We start from the raw sequence: 20,925 nt of genomic DNA on the forward strand, positions 1-20,925 counted from the left end.
ATCAACAACCAAGGGAGTATTCCATGCAAGCTACACAATTGTCCGTGTCGGACCTGAACAATCCGGGCGTATCCTGGGGCGCCGTGCTGGCGGGCGCAGCCGCTGCTGCCGCCTTGTCCTTCATTTTGCTGATTCTCGGCGTGGGCCTGGGCCTGTCGTCCGTGTCGCCGTGGTCGTTCAACGCGACAGCCATCGGCGTGTCGACCATCGCCTGGCTGGCCTTCATGCAACTGGCCGCGTCCGGCATCGGCGGCTACATGGCGGGCCGGCTGCGCGTGAAATGGAGTTCCATCCACACGGATGAGGTGCATTTCCGCGATACGGCCCACGGCTTGCTGGCCTGGGCCGTGGCCACCCTGATCACCGTGGCCGTGCTGGCCGGCGGCACGCGCGCCGTGCTGAGCGGCGCCATCGACGCGGGCAGCGGCGTGGCGGCTGCCATAGCCCCCGCAGCGGCAGCGGGCGCAGGTGCTGCTGGCGCTGCTGGCGCCAAGCAAGGCGAGGGCAGCGGCGCCAATCCGCTCGACTATTTCTCGGACATGCTGCTGCGCGCCGCGCCTGCTGCACCGGCTACCACTGCCACCGGCACCCTGGCGGCGCCTGCGGCCAATGCCAGCACCGCCGAGCAGCGCGTGGAAATCGGCAAGATCTTCGCCACCGGCCTGTCCACGGGCAGCCTGGCCGCAGATGACCGCGCCTACCTGGGCCAGGTCGTGGCCAGCCGCACGGGCTTGACGCAGGCTGAAGCGGAAGCGCGCGTCGACGCCGTCTACGCCCGCGCCGCCAAGGCTGCCGCCGATGCCAAGGCTGCCGCTCAGCAAGCGGCTGAAACGGCCCGCAAGGCCGGTGCCCACACGGCGCTGTGGATGTTCGTCGCCTTGTTGCTGGGCGCTTTCGTGGCCAGCCTGGCGGCAACGTTTGGCGGCCGCCAGCGCGACCATGAGCGCGTGCTGCGCCATGTGACCATTTAATTCACCGATTTAATCTAGGAGACTGCCATGCGTTCCATCCTCTTGCTGCTGCTGGGCATTCCATTGCCCATCGTCATACTGATCGCCCTGTTCGTGCATTAATAAGACGTTGACGTAAAAAAAACGGCGCCCGCCGCAAGCCGGGCGCCGTTTGTGTTGAAGCGGGTCCATGTGTAAGATGGCGCGATCTTTCCACCGAGACTATCCATGAATGTGACCGCCCTGCGTCCCTTGCTGAAAACCGCCGCCATCGCTGCCTTTGCCTGCAGCGTGCTGGCCTCGTGTTCCACCCTGATCGGCCCGCGCGACGTGAATGTGTCGCTGAGCAAGATGCAGCAAGGCCTGGAGCGCCGCTTTCCCATCGACAAGCGCGTGCTGTCCGTGCTGGATGTCAAACTGACCCACCCGCAACTGTCGCTGCAGCCCGAGCGCGAACGGGTTGCCCTCAGCGTGGACGCCAGCGTCTTGCCGCCCTTTATCCGCCAGAGCTGGCGCGGCAGCCTGGCCATGTCGGGCCGCCTCGTGCTCGACGCCCAGCGCAACGCCGTCTACCTGAGCGAAGCGAGCGTGGACAAGGTCGCCATCGATGGCATGGACGAGTCGCAGCAACGCCAGTTCGCCAAGGTGGCCAGCCTGGTGGCCGACCAGCTCATGCACGAAACGCCGATCTATACGTTCAAACCCGACGAATTGCGCTATGCGGGCGTGCAATTCGTGCCCACGCAGATCCGCACCACGGGCAATGGGTTGACCGTGACGTTCGAGCCGGTGAAGTAGGCTAGGCCTCGAACGCGGGCGCGCCGATTTGCGTTGCCGTGTTATTGCGCGGCGTCGCCTCTTCGTGAAACAGGTCAGCCAGGTACTCGCACAGCGCATCGGCGTGAATATCGTCCGGAATAATGAAATCGGCGGGCCTGCGCTTGCCTTCCGCACCGAGATAGCAGGCGCGCCAGGCGCCCTGACTCTCCCGGACGCCAATCAGCGTGCCGAAAATATTGAATCTGAATTCCTGCATCAAACGTCTCCAGTTAAAGAGCCAGGCAAAAAGATGTGGCGAGCGACAGGTATGGCTATTGCTAGATGGTAACATTTGCTGATCATCGGCGCGGGCTTGAGGCGTGCTTCAGCGAACATCGGATCACAGGAGTTGTTCAACCGCCATTGTTGCCCCACAAGCAGGCCGACTATAATCCTGCCTCTCATGCCTGGACACAGCATGTTCCCCAACATGAAGTTAAAACAATTAAAGGAATCTTCGTGAAACGCTCACTCATCAGCGCCGCCTGCTGCGCCTTGTTCGCCTTCTCCTCGCCCGCGCTGTACGCCCAGCAAGGCGCTACCGCCGCCGCGCCCGTCTCCGGCATCGACCTGAAAACCCTGGACCCTGCGGTCAGCCCCAGGGATGATTTCTACGGCTACGTCAACGGCGTCTGGACGCGCAATACGGAAATCCCGGCCGACAAATCCGTCTGGGGCACGTATATCGAATTGCGTGAAATCGCCCAGGGCCAGTTGCGCGGCCTGATCGATGCCACCGTCAAGAACCCCGGCAAGCCCGGCAGCGAAGCGCACAAGATCGCCGACCTGTACACGAGCTTCATGAACGACAAGGCGCGCAATGCGGCCGGTTTCAAGCCCCTGCGCGCCGAACTGGCCCGCGTCGCCGCCGTCAAGGACAAGAAAGACTTGCCGGCGCTGCTGGCCTACCTGCAAGGCAATGGCGTTGCCACGCCGTTTTCCGCCTATGTGGCACCCGATGCGCAAGACCCCGAGCGCTACACGGTCAACATCAGCCAGTCCGGCCTGGGCTTGCCTGACCGCGATTACTACCTGAAGGAGGACGACGCCAAGCTGCAAGCCGTGCGCGCCAAATACCTCAAGCATATCGAAACCATGCTGGCCATGAGCGGCGACAAGGCCGCTGCCGCACACGCGGCGCAAATCCTCGACCTCGAAACGCGCCTGGCGGCGGTGCAGTGGACGCGCGTGCAGATGCGCGACCCCGTCAAATCGTACAACCGCGTCGATTTCGACAAATTCGCGGCACTGGCGCCGGCCTTCGACTGGAACGCCTACTTTACGGCCGCCGGCCTGGCGCCGAAGGCCTCCTCGGCCGTGGTGCGCCAGCCCAGCTTCATGACAGGCTTTTCCGAGACCGTGGCCGCCGTGCCGCTGGAATCCTGGAAGAGCTATCTGAACTGGCGCATCATCGAAAGCTATGCCTCCTTCCTGGACAGCGCTACGGTCAAGGAGCGTTTCGCCTTCGACGGCACGGTGCTGCGCGGCGTGCCGCAAAGCGAACCGCAGTGGCAACTGGCGCTGCGCTTCACGGATGGCGCCATCAGCGACGCCGTCGGCAAGCGTTACGTGGAAATGTATCTGCCGCCGGAAACCCGGCCCCGCGTGATGGCCATGTTCGACAATTTCGTCGCCTCGTTCAAGGATGGCATCGAGCAGCTCGACTGGATGGGCCCGGAAACCAAGAAGGAAGCCCAGCTCAAGCTGGCAGCCTTGAAGCCGAAGATCGCGTATCCCGCTACCTGGCGCGACTACAGCAGCATGCAGACGCAGCCGAATGACCTGATCGCCAACGTGCGCGCCGCGCGCGCCTGGAGCCGCCAGCAAAACCTGGCCAAGCTGGGCAAGCCGGTCGACCGCGACGAATGGTCGATGACGCCGCAAACCGTGAACGCCAGCTACAGCCCGTCGCTCAACGCCATCACGATTCCGGCCGCCATTTTGCAGCCGCCATTCTTCAACGTGAAGGCGGAAGATGCCGTCAACTACGGCTTGCTGGGCATCACCTTCGGCCATGAAATCAGCCATGCCTTCGACGATTCCGGCAGCCAGTACGACGCCAAGGGCCGTCTGCGCAACTGGTGGACGGCGGAGGACCGCACGGCGTTCAAAGCCTTGGCCGCCGGCCTCGTCAAGCAGTACGGCGCCTACAGCCCCGTGCCGGGCTACCACATCAATGGCGAACTGACCCTGGGCGAAAACATCGGCGACAATTCCGGCCTGTCGATCACCTACAAGGCGTACCAGCGTTCCTTGAACGGCAAGCCTTCGCCAGTCATCGATGGCTTGACGGGCGAGCAGCGCCTGTACATCGGCTTTGCGCAGAAATGGCGCGCGAAACTGCGTCCCGAAGCGGCCATCGCGCAGATCAAGAGCGACCCCCATTCGCCGGGCGAATTCCGCGCCAAGGGCACGGTCAAGAACCAGCCCGGTTTCTATGAAGCGTTCGGCATCAAGCCAGGCGACCCGATGTATCTGCCGCCGGAGCAGCGCGTGATCATGTGGTAAGCAGGTAGGGCAGTTGGGCAAGCACGCCGCGGACTATTCCTTGGCGTGGTTGAGCGTGTACCTGGGCAGCTCCACCGTCAGGTCTTCCTGGGCGAGGCGGGCCTGGCAGGACAGGCGCGAATGGGGCTGCAAACCCCAGGCCTGGTCGAGCATATCTTCCTCATTGTCGCCCAGTTCGTTGAGCGTATCGAAACCCTGCACCACGACCACGTGGCAGGTGGAACAGGCGCCGACCTGGCCGCACGCGTGTTCCATGTCGATCTTGTTGAGTAGCAATGCGTCGCAAATGCTCATGTTCTGCGGCGCGTCAAACACGGCGCCGTCGGGGGCCAGCTCGGGATGGGGCAGGACGGTAATTTTTGGCATGCGGGATTCTCCTTGATGTCGCTTGAATACCGCTACCTTGAACCTTCCCGCCTTGATAAGGTCAAGCGCAATGTTGCGCCTGAACGGGGGCTTTCTGCGCTTACATCTTCGATGCCGGATGTTCCGCCAGCGGGACAAACTGGCCGGTAGCCTCGTCGAGCGCGTCCAGTGAGCCATTTTCGATGTCATACACCCAGCCATGCAGGGTCAGGCGCTTTTGCGTGATGCCCAGCGCTACCGAGGGGTGTGTGCGGATGTTGTTGAGTTGCGCCACGACATTGGCGCGTACCATGCCGTCGATGCGGTCCTGTTCCGTGGCATGCTCGATCGATTCATTGATCATGCGCGCCGCATCCGCGTGCCGCAGCCAGTTCTTGACTGCCGGCATGTGATCGAGGCAGGTACAGGTGGCGATGGCCTTCATCGCGCCGCAATCGGAATGGCCGCAAATGACGATGTCCGTCACATTCAGGGCCGCAACGGCAAATTCGACGGACGCGCTCACGCCGCCCGGTTCCGGGCCAAACGAGGGCACGATGTTGCCCGCGTTGCGAATCACGAACAGTTCGCCAGGTTCGCGCTGCGTCACCAGTTCCGGCACCATGCGGCTGTCGGAACAGGAAATGAACAAGGCCTTGGGCGTCTGTCCCGTGGCCAGTGTCTTGAACAACTCTCGGCGTTCAGGAAAGACTTCCTTCTGGAAACGTAGAAATCCGGCAATGATGTCGCGCATAAATAAAAGAAGAGAGTGGTGTGAGCCCGTATTATCGCCGATGTCAGCGCGGCTGGCTTGCCGGCTGGCCGGTTTGGGGCCCCGTAATGCAGCGATCGAGATGCTCGATCAATTGCAGGAACACGCGTTTATCGCCAATGTGATTCATCGTGTTGCTCATGAAGACGTCGCTGGCGGCCGCTGCCACGGCACCGCGGGCTTGTGCGCAGGCGGCATGCAGTTGCGCGGGATCAAGCTCAAGCAGCGCCGCGGCGATGCCTGAACGCGTGAAATCGAAGGCATCGATGCCGCAACAGCCGGCGGCGCAATAGGTTTCCAGGCGGCAGATCAGCGGCCACAGCCCCTCCAGGTGCTCGTCGATGCCGACGGCTTGCGCATAGCGCTCGCCGAGGTCGATGTGCTCGATCCATGCGTCTTCGGCAATCTGGATATCGTATTGATGGTCGCGTTCCGTCATGTTTGCTTTCCCGCATGCGCGGTGACTGTCTGATAGAGGCGCCATCGTACCGCAAGCGCGGCGGCAGTTGGCACACCATGCAGCAAGGCATGAAAAAACCGCCCGAAGGCGGTTTTGTGTGTGCACTGTATTGCCGCTTACTTCTTGTCAGGCAAGGCGTATGCCAGCACGTAGTCGCCGCGGTCCGGCGACTGGCGCGCGCCGCCGGCGCTGACGACGATGTATTGCTTGCCCGTTTTCGGCGAGACATACGTCATCGGGCCGGACTGGCTGCCCACGGGCAGGCGCTGTTTCCAGATTTCCTTGCCGGTGGCGCTGTCAAAGGCGCGCAGGTAGAAATCCTGCGTGCCGGCAAAGAACAGCAAGCCGGACTGCGTCGACATCGACGCGCCCAGGGTCGGCATGCCGATGGGAATCGGCATTTTCATGCGGATGCCCATCGGACCCGTATCCTGCACCGTGCCGACCGGTACCTGCCACACGAGCTTGCGGGTTTTCAGGTCGATGGCCGACATGGTGCCGAACGGCGGCTTCTGGCAGGGAATGCCCGCTTTCGACAGGAAACGTTCGCGCATGGCGCCGAACGGCGTACCTTCCTGCGGCACGACGCCCATCTCGATGCCGCTGGCACCCTTCGGAATGGCGGCGCGCGGGATCATGTAGTTGGCCAGGCCCAAACGCATGTCGTTGACAAACATGTAGTTGGTGGTCGGGTCGACGGAGACGCTGCCCCAGTTCATGCCGCCCAGCGAGCCTGGGAACTGCAGCGAACGGTCGAGGCCTGGCGGCGTGTAAACGCCTTCGTGGCGCATGCCTTTGAATTCGATGCGGCACAGCAACTGGTCAAACACGGTGCCGCCCCACATGTCGGACTCGTGCAAGGTGGCGTTGCCGATCGACGGCATGCCGACGGAAAACGGCTGCGTGGGCGAATAGCGCTCGCCAGGCACCTTGCCTTGCGGTACGGGACGCTCTTCCACGGCCGCGATGGGCTCGCCCGTCACGCGGTTGAGAAGGAAGATTTCGCCTTGTTTCGTCACTTGCGCCAGCGCGGGCAGGGTGCCGCCTTTGCCGTCGGGAATGTCGTACAGCAGCGGCTGGGCCGGCAAGTCGAAGTCCCACAGGTCGTGGTGGGTGGTCTGGAAGGTCCAGCGCACCTTGCCCGTTTTCGCGTTGACGGCAACGATGGACGAGCTGTACTTGTCGTCCAGCGCCGTGCGCGTGCCGCCGAAGAAGTCGGGGGTGGCATTGCCGGTAGGCAGGTAGACGGTGTCCAGCTGGGCGTCGTACGACATGGCCGACCAGACGTTCGGCGTGCCGCGCGTGTAGGTCTGGCCTTGCGGCGGCAGTTTCGTGATGGCAGGGTTGCCCGGATCCCAGGCCCATACCAGTTCGCCGCTGCGCACGTCGAACGCGCGCACCACGCCGGGCGGCTCGCCGGTGGAGAAGTTGTCGGCCACGCGGCCGCCAACGACGACCAGGTCGCCCGCGATCAGCGGCGTCGATGTTTGCTGGTAGTATCCGGGCTTGACTTCGCCCATGCCCACCTTCAAGTCGACGGTGCCGTGCTCGCCAAAATCGGCGCAAGGCTCACCGGTAGCCGCGTCGAGCGCGATCAGGCGCGCATCGATGGTCGGCAGCAAGATGCGCTTGCGGCAGGCGGCCGGGGCGGCGTCGCGGGAGGCGCTGGCCGGCAGCGGCTGCGCGGCGGGCGCTTCATGGTAGCCCAGGCCGCGGCAGCGCTGCCAGTTTGGCGCGGAACCTTGCGGGTCGTATTTCCAGCGCTCGGCGCCCGTATCGGCGTCCAGCGCCACGACCTTGCCGTAGGCCGTGCAGACGTACAGGGTATCGCCCACTTGCAGCGGCGTGTTCTGGTCTTCCGCGCCGGAACCATTGCTTTGCGGGATGTCGCCTGTGTGCGCCGTCCAGGCCAGTTTCAGCTGGCCGACGTTGCCCTTGTTGATCTGGTCCAGGGCGGCGAAGCGGTTGCCGGCCGTGGTGTTACCCCAGTGCAGCCAGTTTTTCTGCTGCGCGCCGGGAGCGACCGGCGTCACGCCCGCCACCACATCCGCTTCGATGACGGACTTGGGCAGGAAGAAATTGACGCCCGTGATGGCCAGGCAGACGGCGATCAGGCCCGCCAGCGCGAAGGCGCCTTTGCCAGCCGGCACGCCGGTGGCGCGGCGCAAGCCGGGATAGGCGAGGGCTACCAGGCATGCCAGCACGCCGAAGACGAACAGGCGCGACACCAGGGGCCAGAAGTTCCAGCCCGCGTCGATGGGGGCCCAGATCAGGGCAACGAGAAAGGCGGCACCGAACAGCAGGGCGCCGGCCGGCTTGCTCCGCCAGACGAGTACACCAGAGGCGAACGTGGCAATGCCCATCGGCAGGTAAAACCAGCTGCCGCCCAGGTACGCGAGGTAGGCTCCGCCGATAGCGAGGAAGAGGCCGGACAAGATGAGCAGCACGGCTGGCAGGTAGCGCAGCGGCGACGCTGCTTGATCCCGCGTTGCGGGTGTGGATGAACTGGAAGGGTTCACGATGATTCCTTTTATTGTTGACCGGGCGGCCAGGCGCCGCCCGGTGATGCTGAATAGCCAAGACTCGGTTCCCCCGTTGGGCGAGGGGTGAGCGTCCGCCCGCTGGCGGGATGCTCAGCCCGGGTTTGGCGTGGTGGATTTGCTGTCGAGATTGGCGATGATGCGGCTGAGCATGTCCAGCAAGGCGTGTTCTTCCTCGGCGCTGAAACCGGCGAGGGCTTCGCGGTTGCTGGCATGAATCGCTTCCTTGATCAGGGGCGACTGCTGTAATGCGGCCGGGGTAAGGCCGAACAGGCTGCTGCGTCCATCGCTGGGATCGGGTTGGCGGCTGACCAGGCCGTCACGTTCCATGCGCGCCAGCGTGGCTGCCATGGTCGGCTGCTCGACGGCAGCGGCCACGGTCAGTGCTTTTTGCGTCAGCTGCGCGCCATTTGCCAGTTCGTAAAATACGGGCAACTGGCCCGGCGCCATGCCGATCAGCTTGAGCTTGCGCTCGATGACCCTGGCAAACAGGCGTGCAGCCCGGCTCGTCATGTGGCCTGCGGACTGCTCTTTCTGGAAGTCGATCACGAACATCCCCGGTGAAAAGAATATAGCATGCTATCATAATTTTGATGAACATAGCAGGCTATGCATTTTTCCAGGCGGCCGGAAATGCAAAAACCGCCCGAAGGCGGTTTTTTTTGGGTGAAGCCAGTGCTTAAATGAAATAGATCAGCGCGATGATGCCGACCACCAGCGCCACGCGGGTGACCTGGTAGGCTGTCTTGTTCCACGCCTTGAAGCGGCGGCGGTACTGGCCCATGGTCCAGGAAATCTGGAACAGCTTGCTCACGCCGCCCACCTGGTCGCCCAGTTCGTTCGGCGAGGCGGCGGCCGTCATCAGGGTGCGGCCCAGCCAGCGGTTCAAGCCTTGCGCCCAGCGGTAGCGCATCGGGCGCTCGATGTCGCAGAACAGGATGATGCGGTCGCTGTCGGCGTCGTTGCGGGCCCAGTGGATATACGTTTCATCGAACATCACGGCCTGGCCGTCGCGCCAGCTGTGGCGTTCGCCATCGACGTCGATGAAGCAGCGGTCGTCGTTTGGCGTCTGCAAGCCCAGGTGGTAGCGCAGGGAGCCGGCGAACGGGTCGCGGTGCGGGTTGAGCTTGCCGCCTTGCGGCAGTTCCGCGAACATGGCCGCCTTGATCGAGGGAATCGATTGCAGCAGCGCATAGGTTTGCGGGCACATCTGCTGTGCCGACGGGTGGTTCGCGTCATACCATTTCAGGTAGAAACGCTTCCAGCCATACTTGAAGAAGGAATTGAAACCCACGTCATTGTTCTTTTCCGCGGCCTTGATCTTTTTCATTTCCTGCATGCGCAGCGCTTCATCGCGGATGATTTGCCAGTTCTGCTGCAGCGGCGCCAGTTCCGGGAATTGATCGACAGAAAGGTATGGCGTGGCCGGCACCTTGGAAAAGGTGTGCATGAACAGGTTCAGCGGCGCCATGAACGAGGAATGATCGAAGATCTGGCGGCGAAACGGCAGGCGCACCTTGCCACGAAAATGAATATGTAAAACGGAAAACACAAAAATGCCCAGCAAGGCCCACTTCATACACAACCTCGTTTTTTAAGAATGGGGCAATTATAACCAGTTAATGCCATCGCCACCCCGGGCCACGGTGAAGGAAAGATGAAGCGGCGCACGGGAGAGCTCTGTCCTACAATGGCTGTTCTCCACACTGACACGAGGTAACAATGGAAATCTGGCACGCACCGCTCGACCTGGCCACCCTCAACGCCGCCAGCGAGGGCACGGCCATGCGCCACCTGGGTATCGCATTCACGGCCTTCGGTCCCGACTGGATCGAAGCGACCATGCCCGTCGACCACCGCACCATGCAGCCATTCAAGCTGCTGCATGGCGGCGCTTCCGTGCTGCTGGCCGAAACCCTGGGCAGCATGGCCGCGAATGCCTGCCTCGATTCCAGCCGGCAGGTGAGCGTGGGCCAGGAAATCAATGCCAACCACGTGCGCGGCGTGCGTGGCGGCCATGTGACGGGCCGCGCCACGCCGGTCCACCGGGGTCGCACCAGCCAGGTCTGGGAAATCCGCATCACCGATGGTGACGGAAAACTGTGCTGCATTTCGCGCATCACCATGGCTGTCATCGATGCCCCGGGCGCGGGCTGATACGTCCCATCTTGACTTGCGTCAAGGCATTAAAAGCGAGCGCGTGGAATCATAAATAACGCTGTTCGCTTATAATTCAGTGTGCTGTTGTAGGGCGTGAGGGTATGTCCCGCGCGCCTGCATTGCCTGAAATTAGAAGCTGACTGCCCAAAAAACGCCAGTTAGAGACCCATCCTGCGCCATGCAGGAACGGCAACACGACGGCGAGCAGATCGCTGGTTTTTAGATAACCAGCAACAATCAACTTTATTACAGGGCAATAACAACAATGATGTCATTCAATCGTTTGACGATAGGCGCGCGCCTGAGCGCAGGCTTCGGGCTGCTGGTGCTGCTCATGCTGGTGCTGGCTGCCTTCGCACTGCTGCGCATAGCCGCCATCTCCGGCGCCATGGACGCGCAAGAAAAAGTACAACTGGAAAAACTCGAACCCCTGTACGTGGCGCGCGAAGCGCTCGACCAGACGGGCCTGGCTGCCCGCAATGCGTATATCTTCCATGACCAGGCGGCCGCTGAAAAAGAGCTGGCCATCCTCGACAGCCAGAAGGCGCTGTACCTGGAAGCGCTGGCCCGCCTGGCGCCGCAGTTCGCCGGCGATGCGCAATTCGAGAAAGTCAGCACGGGATTGAAAACCATGGCGCGGGAATTACAGCGTCCGCGCCAGTTCCGCGCCACGGGACAGATGGAGCAGTATGGCACCTTCCTCGTCGAGGAGTGCAGCCCTTTGCGGCGCCAGATCGTCGCCGATATCGATACGGTGCTGAAAAACGTGCAGCGCGAATCGGAGCAGGCCAGCGTGGCCGCGCGCGCCATCTACGGCCAGTCGCTGCGCTGGATCGGCGTGCTGGCCGCGCTCAGCGTGCTCATTTGCATTGCCGTGGCCACCGTCATCACGCGCGGCCTGCTGCGCCAGCTGGGCGGCGAACCGGCGTATGCGGCCTCGATTGCCGGGCGCATCGCGCTCGGTGAACTGGCCATCGACGTGCACACGCGCCACGGCGACGACAGCAGCCTGCTGTTTGCCATCAAGACCATGCGCGACAACCTGGCCGCCATCGTCGGCAAGGTGCGCCACGGCACGGAAAGCATCGCCATGGCCTCGACCGAGATCGCTACGGGCAACCGCGACCTGTCGCAGCGCACGGAGCAGCAGGCCGGCTCGCTGGAAGAGGTGGCGTCATCGATGGAAGAACTGATTTCCACCGTGCGCCAGAATGCGGACAACGCCCAGCAAGCGAACCGCCTGGCGCGCGAAGCGTCGAAGGTGTCGGAGCAGGGCGGCAAGGCGGTGGCCGAAGTGGTGCATACGATGGGCCTGATCAATGCCTCGTCGAACAAGATCGTCGACATCATCGGCGTGATCGACAGCATCGCCTTCCAGACGAATATCCTGGCCTTGAACGCGGCAGTGGAAGCGGCGCGCGCCGGCGAGCAGGGACGCGGTTTTGCCGTCGTCGCCACGGAAGTGCGCAGCCTGGCGCAACGGTCCAGCGCCGCCGCGCGCGAAATCAAGGCCCTGATCGACGATTCCGTCAGCAAGGTGGGTACCGGAACCTTGCTCGTCGAGCAGGCCGGCGTCACCATGCACGACGTGGTGGCCGGCATCGGCAGGGTGACGGGCATCATGGCCGAGATCAGCCACGCCACGCAGGAGCAGGGCGCCGGCATCGAGCAAGTCAACCGCGCCATCGTCGACATGGACCGCGTGACCCAGCAAAACGCGGCCCTGGTCGAGCAGGCGGCCGCCGCCGCGCAGGAATTGCAGCAGCAGGCGGCGCAGCTGGAACAGGAAGTGGGCATCTTCAAACTGGCCAAGCCGGCCAACGGACCGCTGCGCCTGGCCGCTTGATGCCGAGAGCGCGGCAGCACGGCGCGCCATGCGCCAATAGTCGTATTCCGCGCTACAATGAGAGCTGGATCAACGCCAGGACTTCTCATGCAAGTGCGCCGCAGCCATGATCTATCCAGCCCGGACGACGACAAACCGGCGCCGCCCGTGCTGCAGCTGGCCCTTGCCGGCCTCGGCTGGGGTTTGCTCACCTGCATGCTGTGCTTTACCATCCTGTTTGTGACCAAATGGCTGTTGCCGCCCGAATACTGGGGCGCACACACGGGGCTGTCCAAGTTCAAGCGCGAAATGTCGCTGCCCCTGCTGGTGTTCTGGGTCGTCATCTATTCACCCATCCTGGAAACCTTCCTTGGCCAGCTGCTGCCGCTGGAAATCCTCCGGCGCCTGGGCGCAAGCCGCCAGCTGAGTATTTTTATCGGCACCATCCTGTGGGCCATCGTGCATTTCATCAGCGGCGGCTTGCTGCATGCCATCGTCGCGCTGGGGTCGGGCGCCATGTTCAGTTTTGTCTACCTGCGCTACCGCGGCCCCAGTGTGGCCGTTGCCTACGCAACAACGACGTTTGCGCGCGCCTGCAACAATATCGCCATCCTGGTGGCCGTGTTTTACGGCCTCGACGCCTAAAGCACCTTCCAAAACCTACTGCGCGTCGGTATAGGCGGCCTGCGATGCTCACCGGCTCGGCGCCCCCGTACTCAAGTACGGTTACGCTTCTCGACCACCTCTACCTTCCGCTCGCTACGGTTTTGTTAGGCGCTTTTCTTCCTTCCTGAGCAAATACGGCACCAGCGCCGCCAGCGCCACGGCCAGTACCGCCAGGCCGTTCAGCAGCTGACGGAAGGCGGCGTCATAGCTGGCGCGCAGCAGCGTTTCCTGGCCGCCCAGCAGCTGTGTCGCCTGTTGGAGATCGCCGAGCGCGGCGCGGCTGGCCGCGGCCAGCACGGGCAGGCCTGCCGGCAGTTGCCGCGCCAGCGCTGCACCGATCAGGCCGGCCAGCACGGCGCCCGCCAGGGCCAGCGCCACGCCATCGGCGCTGACGCGCACGGTATTGAAGATACCCGTCGCCATGCCGGCCCGCTCCGTTTCCACCATGCTCAGGGCCATGCCATCCATCAAGCCCCACGGCAAGCCGATGCCCACGCCGATCAGCAGCAGGGGGCCGGCCAAGGTGCCAGCGTCACCGCCGCCCAGCACCTGCGCCAGCCAGGCCAGGCCCGCCGCGGCCAGCAGCAATCCCGCCGCGCACAGGGCGCCGCTCCCCACCCAGCGCGACAGCAGCGCCGCCAGCAGGGGCACGAGCAGCAATGGCGCGGCCAGGGCGATCATCAAACGGCCTGCGGCCAGCGCGGACATGTTGTCGATAGCGATGAAGCGCCCCGGCAGCATGACGATCAGCACGATGAACAGGAAGGCGGGCGAGGCGGCCAGTACTTGCACGGCGACAAAGCGGCGCTGGCGGAACAGCGACAAATCCAGCATGGGCCGCGCCGTCCTGCGCTCGATCGCGCCAAAGGCGAGAAACAGCAGCATGGACGAGGCGACGGACAGCAGCACGGCGCCGTTGCGCCAGCCATGTTCGGGCGCCAGCAGCATGCCCAGGGTCAACAGGCCCAGCGCGGCGGTGAAGCTGAGGGCGCCGGGCCAGTCCAGCCGGCCCTTGCCGCGCGCCGGATCGGCCGGCACGCTGCTCCATACCAGCAGCATGCCGATGGCGCCCAGCGCGGCCGTGGCGTAAAAGATGGCGGGCCAGCGGGCCAGTGCCAGCATGGCGCCGGCCGCCAGCGGACCGAAGGCCAGGCCCAGGCCGAATGTCGTGCCCAGCACGCTCATCACGCGGCTGCGCGCCGCGCCGTGGAACAATGGCGCCAGCGACGACATGGCGGCGGCGAATGCGGCCGCGCCGCCGAGGCCTTGCACGAAGCGCAGCGCGGCGATCCATGCCACCGATGGCGCGTGGGCAATGGCCAGGGTCGCCACGCAAAACAGCGCCAGCCCCGCCAGCCAGACGCGGCGCCGTCCCAGCATGTCCGTCAGGCTGCCGGCCACCATCATGGCGCTGCCATAGCTGAGGATATACGCATTGATGACCCAGTTCAGGGCGGCGGCGCTGCCGTGCAATTCGGCGCCGAGGGCGGGCAGGGCCACTGCCGGACCCGTGAAACACAGAGGAATCAGCAAGCCCGTCAGGCAAGCGGCCAGCACTTGCAGGAGGAGTGAAAGACGTGAGGAATGGGGCATGGGCGTCGGATAGGAAAGAAAGAGGGGCGAGTATGGCGCGCCCATCATTAAAGAAAAATGGGCTAAACTGATCAACATATCGGACAAAAATGTCTTGAATGGGGGATGAATGGATAGCTTGGGCGGCATCGCCATGTTCGTGCAGGTGGCCGACAGCGGCAGTTTTTCGGCCACGGGCCGGCTGCTGGGGCTATCTTCGTCGGCGGTCGGCAAGAGCGTGGCGCGCATGGAGGCGCGGCTGGGCGCGCGCCTGTTCCAGCGCAGCACGCGGCACCTGGCATTGACGGTGGAAGGGGAGAAATTCCTGCAGCGCTGCAAGCGCATCCTGGCCGAGGTGGAAGCGGCCGAGCGCGAGCTGGGCGAATCGGGCGGCGCGCCGAGCGGCCGCCTTCGCATCAGCCTGCCACGCTACAGCGGCCTGTTCGAGCCGGCCATCGGCGCCTTCATGCAAGCCTACCCGGCCATCGAACTCGACCTCGATTTTTCCGACGCCATGGTCAACATCGTCAGCGACGGTTTTGACGCGGCCGTGCGCACGGGCGAGCTGGCCGATTCAAGCTTGATGCGGCGCAAACTATGTACATTCCGCCGCCTGCTGGTGGCGTCGCCCGCCTACCTGGCGCGCCATAGCCGGCCCGCCGATGGCGCAGGGCTGCTGCGGCACGCGCGCCTGGACTACCGCTTTCCCGCCACGGGCCGCCTGGAACAGTGGCCGCTGATGGACGAGGCAAGCCAGCCGGCGCCCGGCATGGTCTGCAACAGCCTGGAAATGCGCGTCTTCCTGGCCGTGCAGGGGCAGGGCATCGCCTACCTGCCCGCATTTGCCGTGCAGCGCGAACTGGCGGCGGGGCAACTGGTCTCGCTGCTGGACGAGCATACGCAGGCGCGCACGGCATTCTGGCTGCTGTGGCCGGCCAGCCGCCACCTGCCGCCGCGCTTGCGCGTCTTCATCGATTTCCTGGTGGAGCAGTTACAGGATCAAACTTTTGGAGCTTTGCCATGACGCAGGACGCTTCCCTGACGCCTTTGCAGTTGCATGTGGCTGGCGCCACCGTGCGCCACGCGCATCCGTTTCCCATGCCGCAGCTGACCCCGCAGGAACCGCTGACGGCGGCCCTGCGCGACGGCTGGGTACGGCCATTGTATATGGGCTTGCACCAGCCTCAGGCGCAGGCATGCCTGGCCCGGCTGGCGCAGGCCGACGATACCGTCATTGCCCGCCTGCTGGGGCAATTCGACTGGCGCAGCCGCACGGCGGGCGCCTATCTGGCCGCATTGATGCATCGTCCCGGCTTCACGGATCAGCTGGGCGGCCTGCTGCTGGCCAGTGAAGTCTGCTACGCGGGCAGCGCATATTGTCTGGCGCTGGCCGCCTTCGACACGCCCGGCAGCCGCGACTATCTGCACCGCTATCTTGAACATTATTTGCGCCAGCCGCAGCTGCACTTTGATCAGGAGCAAGCCATGGCGGCCATTGCCTACCTGGATGGCCAGCAGGGCCGGGATGAGGCGGCGCGCCATGCGCCAGCCTGGGCCGATTTTACCGCCAGCCGGCCGGGCCTGGCGCTGGATGAAGCGCTCGCAACATGGACTGGCCGCATGGCCACCTTGCACGCCTTGCAGGCCGCGGCGCCAGGCAAATAGGCGCGATCCCCCTCAAACTTCGGCGCCGTTGGTATTGTTGGCGGCCTACCGCGCACTTTCCATGGATTCGACGGTGTCGAAAAGATGCGCCAGCGCGCTTTCCATGGCGCCGGCCGTTGCGTCGCCGCTCTGGTTGGTGATGATGAAGACCCCAAGCTGGTATTTTGGAATGACGTAGGCGTAGCTTTGCGCACGCGGTACGCCGCCATGGTGTACATAATGCGTGCCCAACTGACGATTGCTGCCGATATTCCAGAAATAGCCAATGCTGAAGTCGTCCTGAAAGCGTACCAGCGGCTTGTGCGATTCGACGACCGCGGGATCGGCACCCAATTGCAGGCGCAGGTATTTCGTCATATCCGGCATGCTCGACTTCAGGTTGCCGGCTGCGCCCCAAGGCAGTTGCGGCATCGGTGTCGTCATGACGGGATTGTCGCTGTGGTAGCCGGGTGCCAGCCGGCCGGCATCCGTGGCTGTGAGCCTCAGCCTGGTATCGTGCATGCCGGCTGCGCGCGCGACGAATTGCGTGAGCAGGACTTCGTAGGGCAGTCCGTAGATTGTTTCAAGCGTGTGCGCAATGAGTTCGGTACCGGCGCTTGAATAGGCGTAGTCCTTGCCAAGCGGACCCTGGATGCTGACCGTGTGCAAGTCCTGCCAGAATTGCTGCTGGCCGTAGCTGGCGTAGGCTGCATTGAGCTTTGCCGGCGTGGCGTGTGCGGTGAAATCCTTCAATATGGTGTTCACCTGCAATGGCAGCATGCCCGGCATGGTGCTGGTGTGCGTGATCAAATGGCGCAAGCGAACGGGCTGTCCCTGCGACTGCAGGTTCGGGTAGGCGGCCGGCAGGTACTTTTGTATGGGATCGTCGAGCGTCGCCTTCCCATCCAGCACGGCGTTTGCCAGCAGCAGGCCAGCAAAAGTCTTGCTGATTGAGCCGATTTCATACAGCGTTGCATCGTTCGGCGGATTGCCTTTGCCGGTCTCCAGCTCGCCTTGATGCAGAATGAATTCCTTGCCCCGATAAACGACGGCAATCGAGGTCGCGTGCAGGAATTTTGACTGCAGCAGGGTGGTCGCGGTCTGGCGCATGGCCGCAGGAATGTCATGCGCGGGTGCCGTGGCCGCGGGCTTGCAAGCTGCCAGCACGAGTGTCATTGCAGTGATGCTTGCGGTGAGTTTGCTTATCATGCGCACCATCCATCCAAGGGGGGACGGGCATTCTCGCACAATGGGTGCAGCAGTGAAAGAAATTGTGCTGCCCTGCGCCAGCCGCGCGCTTTTTCCTCCTTTCCGTCACTCCGCCATTCCGCATTTCCTTTTCTTTCCTCCATGCAGTGTGACATTTGCATGACAAACAACAGTGCTCCGCCCCCTTGAACGTCAGTAGGGGGTGCATGCGTGGCGACCACCAACCGCGCGCCGTCCATGCACCGAAAGTGCCGGACCGTTGAAGGTGCATGCTGAACTGCAAGTGGATGCGGCCGGGACTTTTGCCTTGCATGTCAGCTTGCGCCGACATATTCAATCTTGGTTTTGACGTTTAACGACAGGAAACTGCAACATGACTGAAAAATTTGCATCGCAAACTTCCACCTCCGCTGACGATGGCATTTCCGCCATCGAGGCATACCTGAACAGTGCCGCCGCCGTGGCGCTGCAGCGTTTCACCGGCACGCCGGATGCCGATGTGCTCAACGGCACCACGGGCGCCGACGTGCTCGAAGGCCTGGCCGGCGACGATACGTATTACGTCAACGACAGCGGCGACGTGATCGTCGAGCTGGCCAATGGCGGCACCGATACCGTGTATACCAGCGTCAACTACACGGTGGCCGACAACGTCGAGAACGTGCGCCTCGCCGCCAGCGGCCTGACGGTGACGGGTAGCGCCAACACCAACAATATCTTTCATGTCAGCGTGGCCGGCGGCAATGTGCTCGACGGAGGCGGCACGGGCAACTCGGTCAATTACCTTGGCTCCAGCGCGGGCGTGACGGCCACCCTGTCCGGGGCGAGTGGTCCGGTGGCGGCAGCGCCGGGCAGCGATGTGCTGGTCAATTTCGCCAGCATCGTGGGCAGCAAGTTCGACGACGTCCTGACCGGCAATGAACTCAAGAACCTCCTGGTTGGCGGCATCGGCAACGACACCTTGCGGGGTGGCAAGGGCGACGACACACTGCTCGGCGCGGTGGGCGACGACACCTATATTTTTGCCCGCGGTGACGGCGCCGATATCATCGTCGAGGTGGTCGAGGGCGGCGGCCACAATGTCGTTTCCTTCCTGGCCGGCGTCAGCGCCGACCAGCTGTGGTTCCGCCAGGTGGGCGTGAACCTGGAAGTGAGCACCATCGGCACGACCGACAAGATCACCATCAATGGCTGGTTCAGCGCGGGCATCGTGCCCCGCATCCAGGAATTCCGTACGGCCGACGGCCGCGTGCTGCTGGGCAGCGACGTGCAAAACCTGGTGCAGGCGATGGCGGGCCTGGTGCCGCCGCCGGCCGGCCAGCTGACCCTGCCGCCGAACATCGCCGGCATCCTGGCCCCGGCACTGGCGCAGAACTGGCGCACCGAGGGAGCTGGCACGGTGAACCCTGACATCATCAAGGGCACGGCGGGTGCCGACGTGATGGTCGGCGGGGCCGGCGACGACATTTATTACGTCAACCATGGCAGCGACGTGGTGATTGAACAGCCTGGCGGCGGCCGCGACACCGTCTACACGACGGTCAGCTACACCATGGGCGCCAACGTCGAAGAGCTGCATCTGAGCGCGGCCGGCCTGGTCGTAAGGGGCAATGGCAGCGGCAACGTCTTCCACATCGATGTAGCCGGCGGCCACCTGGTGCAAGGCATCGGCAGCAACAATTCAGCCACCTATGCGGGTTCCAGGGCGGGCGCCACGGCGGCCATCGCCTCCATCAGCGGCACCCCCGTGACGCGCCCGGGCAGCGATGTGCTGGTCAATATTTCCAGCGTGACTGGCAGCGCCTATGACGACGTGTTGACAGGCAACGAACTGGCCAACACCCTGTCCGGCGGCCTCGGCAACGATACCTTGCAAGGCGGCAAGGGCGACGACTTCCTCGTCGGCGGGCTGGGTGACGATACCTATGTCTTTGCGCGTGGCGACGGCGCCGACATCATCGGCGAGCCCTCCGCCGATGCGAAATACGACAGCATCGCCTTCCTGGCTGGCGTCAATATCGACCAGCTGTGGTTCCGCCAGGTGGGCGCGGACCTGGAAGTGAGCACCATCGGCACCACGGACAAGATCACCATCCGCGGCTGGAGCATTGCCAAGCCGAACATCGAGGAATTCCGCACGGCCGCCGGCCACGTCATGCGCGGTGCCGACGTGCAGCTGCTGGTGCAGGCAATGGCGGGATTGACGCCGCCGCCGCTGGGCCAGCTGACCCTGCCGGCCGGCACGGCCGCCGCCCTGGCGCCCGTGCTGGCCCAGGCCTGGCATTTCAACGGTCCCACGCAGCCCACGGGGCAGCACTTTGTCGGCACGGCGGGCGCCGATGTCATCAACGGCAGCGCCGGCGCCGACCTGCTGGAAGGCCTGGGCGGCGACGACACCTATTACGTCAACCACGGGGGCGATTTCATCGTCGAACGGGGCAACGGCGGCAGCGATACGGTGTACACCAGCGTCGACTACAAGGTGGCCGACAACGTCGAGAATGTGCGCCTCGTCGGCTCGGGCCTGACGGTAACGGGCAGCGCCTACAACAACAATGTCTTTTATGTCGATACGCCTGGCGGCAACGTGCTCGACGGCGGCGGGACCGGCAACACGCTCAACTACGCCAGCGCCACGGCAGGCGTGACGGCCACCTTCGCACCGGTCGGCGGCCCCATGATTGGGCGTCCGGGCGCCGACGTGCTGGCCAATTTCAACATTGTCATCGGCAGCAAGTTCGATGACGTGCTGAGTGGGAATGAGGTCAAGAATATCCTCTTCGGTGGCCTCGGCAACGACACGTTCCATGGCGGCAAGGGCGACGATACCCTGGCTGGCGCGCAGGGCAATGATACCTATCTCTTCGGCCGCGGCGACGGCGCCGACATCATCGCCGAGGGCGTGGAAGCGGGCAGCCACGATGTCGTTTCCTTCCTGGCCGGCGTCAGCGCTGACCAGCTGTGGTTCCGCCAGGCGGGCGCGCACCTGGAAGTGAGCACCATCGGCACCACGGACAAGATCACCGTCAATAACTGGTACGCGGACACGCCCGCGCGCATCGAGGAATTCCGCATGGCCGATGGCAAAGTCTTGCTGGGCAGCGATGTGCAAAACCTGGTGCAGGCGATGGCGGGCCTGACGCCGCCACCAGCGGGCCAGCTGACCTTGCCGGCCGGTACGGCCGCCATCCTGGCGCCGGTGCTGGCGCAGAACTGGCGCGCAGCGCCACCAGCGGCTGGCGCCAGCCAGGGCGGCTTCGGCGGTTGGCCAGCGGATCCGGCGCAGCTGGTGCAAGCCATGGCCGGCTTTGCCGTGCCGGCGGCCGCATCGGCGCCCTGGTCGGCGCAAGGCGCTGCGTCGGCGCAGATCCAGCTGGCGGCAGGGCATTGACCGCCCGCGTTGCTAGCTAGTTAGCCTCACCATCACGCAGCCGGGCCGGGGTGACCCGCCACGG

The 20,925-nt window shown here is 64.0% G+C and carries 18 protein-coding genes; 9 read left to right on the top strand and 9 right to left on the bottom strand.

Annotated features, from left to right (window positions below; translation table 11 throughout):
* The first annotated feature begins 23 nt into the window (after positions 1 to 23).
* Both O3297_RS06505 and O3297_RS06510 read left to right on the top strand, forming a co-directional pair.
* Positions 24 to 971 (top strand): hypothetical protein, encoded by a 948-nt coding sequence (locus tag O3297_RS06505; RefSeq protein WP_305048107.1) that lies wholly within the window; start codon positions 24 to 26, stop codon positions 969 to 971.
* 207 nt (positions 972 to 1,178) lie between these two features.
* A complete protein-coding gene (locus O3297_RS06510) occupies positions 1,179 to 1,748 on the top strand; it encodes a DUF1439 domain-containing protein (RefSeq protein WP_176375577.1) in 570 nt (189 codons plus the stop codon).
* Between the two features lies 1 nt (position 1,749).
* Here O3297_RS06510 and O3297_RS06515 read toward each other — a convergent pair whose 3' ends face one another.
* Positions 1,750 to 1,986, bottom strand: coding sequence for a hypothetical protein (locus O3297_RS06515; RefSeq protein WP_305048108.1), 237 nt, complete (start codon positions 1,984 to 1,986; stop codon positions 1,750 to 1,752).
* 242 nt (positions 1,987 to 2,228) lie between these two features.
* Here O3297_RS06515 and O3297_RS06520 point away from each other — a divergent pair, with 242 nt between their 5' ends.
* A complete protein-coding gene (locus O3297_RS06520; RefSeq protein WP_305048109.1) occupies positions 2,229 to 4,277 on the top strand; it encodes a M13 family metallopeptidase in 2,049 nt (682 codons plus the stop codon).
* A 33-nt stretch (positions 4,278 to 4,310) separates the two neighbouring features.
* Here O3297_RS06520 and fdx read toward each other — a convergent pair whose 3' ends face one another.
* The 6 genes from fdx to lpxO form a co-directional block, all read right to left on the bottom strand.
* The gene (fdx, locus tag O3297_RS06525; protein WP_034787357.1) at positions 4,311 to 4,643 is read right to left on the bottom strand and encodes an ISC system 2Fe-2S type ferredoxin; all 333 of its coding nucleotides are present in this window, start codon (positions 4,641 to 4,643) and stop codon (positions 4,311 to 4,313) included.
* Between the two features lie 100 nt (positions 4,644 to 4,743).
* Complete coding sequence (locus tag O3297_RS06530; RefSeq protein WP_034787358.1) at positions 4,744 to 5,376, bottom strand: carbonic anhydrase; 633 nt, start codon at positions 5,374 to 5,376, stop codon at positions 4,744 to 4,746.
* A gap of 43 nt (positions 5,377 to 5,419) precedes the next feature.
* Positions 5,420 to 5,833 (bottom strand): DUF6331 family protein, encoded by a 414-nt coding sequence (locus tag O3297_RS06535; RefSeq protein WP_305048110.1) that lies wholly within the window; start codon positions 5,831 to 5,833, stop codon positions 5,420 to 5,422.
* A 137-nt stretch (positions 5,834 to 5,970) separates the two neighbouring features.
* The gene (locus O3297_RS06540; RefSeq protein ID WP_370385387.1) at positions 5,971 to 8,373 is read right to left on the bottom strand and encodes a glucose/quinate/shikimate family membrane-bound PQQ-dependent dehydrogenase; all 2,403 of its coding nucleotides are present in this window, start codon (positions 8,371 to 8,373) and stop codon (positions 5,971 to 5,973) included.
* Between the two features lie 114 nt (positions 8,374 to 8,487).
* Positions 8,488 to 8,943, bottom strand: a complete 456-nt coding sequence (locus tag O3297_RS06545; protein WP_217495272.1) for a MarR family winged helix-turn-helix transcriptional regulator — start codon at positions 8,941 to 8,943, stop codon at positions 8,488 to 8,490.
* A 130-nt stretch (positions 8,944 to 9,073) separates the two neighbouring features.
* Positions 9,074 to 9,973, bottom strand: coding sequence for a lipid A hydroxylase LpxO (gene lpxO, locus O3297_RS06550; RefSeq protein WP_034787360.1), 900 nt, complete (start codon positions 9,971 to 9,973; stop codon positions 9,074 to 9,076).
* Positions 9,974 to 10,116: 143 nt separating this feature from the next.
* Between lpxO and O3297_RS06555 the strand changes: the two genes are divergently transcribed.
* The 3 genes from O3297_RS06555 to O3297_RS06565 all read left to right on the top strand — a co-directional run bounded on the left by O3297_RS06555 (position 10,117) and on the right by O3297_RS06565 (position 13,024).
* The gene (locus tag O3297_RS06555) at positions 10,117 to 10,551 is read left to right on the top strand and encodes a hotdog fold thioesterase (RefSeq protein WP_305048111.1); all 435 of its coding nucleotides are present in this window, start codon (positions 10,117 to 10,119) and stop codon (positions 10,549 to 10,551) included.
* Between the two features lie 268 nt (positions 10,552 to 10,819).
* The gene (locus O3297_RS06560) at positions 10,820 to 12,400 is read left to right on the top strand and encodes a methyl-accepting chemotaxis protein (RefSeq protein ID WP_092604814.1); all 1,581 of its coding nucleotides are present in this window, start codon (positions 10,820 to 10,822) and stop codon (positions 12,398 to 12,400) included.
* 87 nt (positions 12,401 to 12,487) lie between these two features.
* Positions 12,488 to 13,024, top strand: coding sequence for a CPBP family intramembrane metalloprotease (locus O3297_RS06565; protein ID WP_099393563.1), 537 nt, complete (start codon positions 12,488 to 12,490; stop codon positions 13,022 to 13,024).
* Positions 13,025 to 13,138: 114 nt separating this feature from the next.
* Here O3297_RS06565 and O3297_RS06570 read toward each other — a convergent pair whose 3' ends face one another.
* Positions 13,139 to 14,638 carry an MFS transporter gene (locus tag O3297_RS06570; protein WP_305048112.1) on the bottom strand — a complete coding sequence of 500 codons (1,500 nt, stop codon included), beginning with the start codon at positions 14,636 to 14,638 and terminating at the stop codon, positions 13,139 to 13,141.
* A gap of 109 nt (positions 14,639 to 14,747) precedes the next feature.
* Between O3297_RS06570 and O3297_RS06575 the strand changes: the two genes are divergently transcribed.
* Both O3297_RS06575 and O3297_RS06580 read left to right on the top strand, forming a co-directional pair.
* Positions 14,748 to 15,641: a LysR family transcriptional regulator gene (locus O3297_RS06575; protein WP_305048113.1), complete on the top strand. Its 894-nt coding sequence runs from the start codon at positions 14,748 to 14,750 to the stop codon at positions 15,639 to 15,641.
* Positions 15,638 to 16,282 (top strand): DUF6000 family protein, encoded by a 645-nt coding sequence (locus O3297_RS06580; RefSeq protein WP_305048114.1) that lies wholly within the window; start codon positions 15,638 to 15,640, stop codon positions 16,280 to 16,282. The genes O3297_RS06575 and O3297_RS06580 overlap by 4 nt, the downstream gene beginning before the upstream one ends.
* Before the next feature lie 45 nt (positions 16,283 to 16,327).
* Here O3297_RS06580 and O3297_RS06585 read toward each other — a convergent pair whose 3' ends face one another.
* On the bottom strand, positions 16,328 to 17,470 hold the full coding sequence (locus O3297_RS06585) for a serine hydrolase (RefSeq protein WP_305048115.1): 1,143 nt from the start codon (positions 17,468 to 17,470) through the stop codon (positions 16,328 to 16,330).
* Between the two features lie 373 nt (positions 17,471 to 17,843).
* On the opposite strand from O3297_RS06585, the gene O3297_RS06590 reads away from it, so the two are divergent.
* Complete coding sequence (locus O3297_RS06590) at positions 17,844 to 20,861, top strand: calcium-binding protein (protein ID WP_305048116.1); 3,018 nt, start codon at positions 17,844 to 17,846, stop codon at positions 20,859 to 20,861.
* The last annotated feature ends 64 nt before the right edge of the window (positions 20,862 to 20,925 follow it).

The organism is Janthinobacterium sp. SUN128 (genome assembly GCF_030587275.1).
Classification (GTDB): Bacteria; Pseudomonadota; Gammaproteobacteria; order Burkholderiales; family Burkholderiaceae_D; genus Janthinobacterium; species Janthinobacterium lividum.

What these genes read in the sequence shown, in the direction of transcription:
- O3297_RS06590 (WP_305048116.1), top strand. Translation starts at nt 17,844, where the DNA reads ATGACTGAAAAATTTGCATCGCAAACTTCCACCTCCGCTGACGATGGC.
- O3297_RS06570 (WP_305048112.1), bottom strand. Translation starts at nt 14,638, where the DNA reads ATGCCCCATTCCTCACGTCTTTCACTCCTCCTGCAAGTGCTGGCCGCT.
- lpxO (WP_034787360.1), bottom strand. Translation starts at nt 9,973, where the DNA reads ATGAAGTGGGCCTTGCTGGGCATTTTTGTGTTTTCCGTTTTACATATT.
- O3297_RS06555 (WP_305048111.1), top strand. Translation starts at nt 10,117, where the DNA reads ATGGAAATCTGGCACGCACCGCTCGACCTGGCCACCCTCAACGCCGCC.
- O3297_RS06580 (WP_305048114.1), top strand. Translation starts at nt 15,638, where the DNA reads ATGACGCAGGACGCTTCCCTGACGCCTTTGCAGTTGCATGTGGCTGGC.
- O3297_RS06510 (WP_176375577.1), top strand. Translation starts at nt 1,179, where the DNA reads ATGAATGTGACCGCCCTGCGTCCCTTGCTGAAAACCGCCGCCATCGCT.
- fdx (WP_034787357.1), bottom strand. Translation starts at nt 4,643, where the DNA reads ATGCCAAAAATTACCGTCCTGCCCCATCCCGAGCTGGCCCCCGACGGC.
- O3297_RS06585 (WP_305048115.1), bottom strand. Translation starts at nt 17,470, where the DNA reads ATGATAAGCAAACTCACCGCAAGCATCACTGCAATGACACTCGTGCTG.
- O3297_RS06530 (WP_034787358.1), bottom strand. Translation starts at nt 5,376, where the DNA reads ATGCGCGACATCATTGCCGGATTTCTACGTTTCCAGAAGGAAGTCTTT.
- O3297_RS06505 (WP_305048107.1), top strand. Translation starts at nt 24, where the DNA reads ATGCAAGCTACACAATTGTCCGTGTCGGACCTGAACAATCCGGGCGTA.
- O3297_RS06515 (WP_305048108.1), bottom strand. Translation starts at nt 1,986, where the DNA reads ATGCAGGAATTCAGATTCAATATTTTCGGCACGCTGATTGGCGTCCGG.
- O3297_RS06560 (WP_092604814.1), top strand. Translation starts at nt 10,820, where the DNA reads ATGATGTCATTCAATCGTTTGACGATAGGCGCGCGCCTGAGCGCAGGC.
- O3297_RS06565 (WP_099393563.1), top strand. Translation starts at nt 12,488, where the DNA reads ATGCAAGTGCGCCGCAGCCATGATCTATCCAGCCCGGACGACGACAAA.
- O3297_RS06535 (WP_305048110.1), bottom strand. Translation starts at nt 5,833, where the DNA reads ATGACGGAACGCGACCATCAATACGATATCCAGATTGCCGAAGACGCA.
- O3297_RS06575 (WP_305048113.1), top strand. Translation starts at nt 14,748, where the DNA reads ATGGATAGCTTGGGCGGCATCGCCATGTTCGTGCAGGTGGCCGACAGC.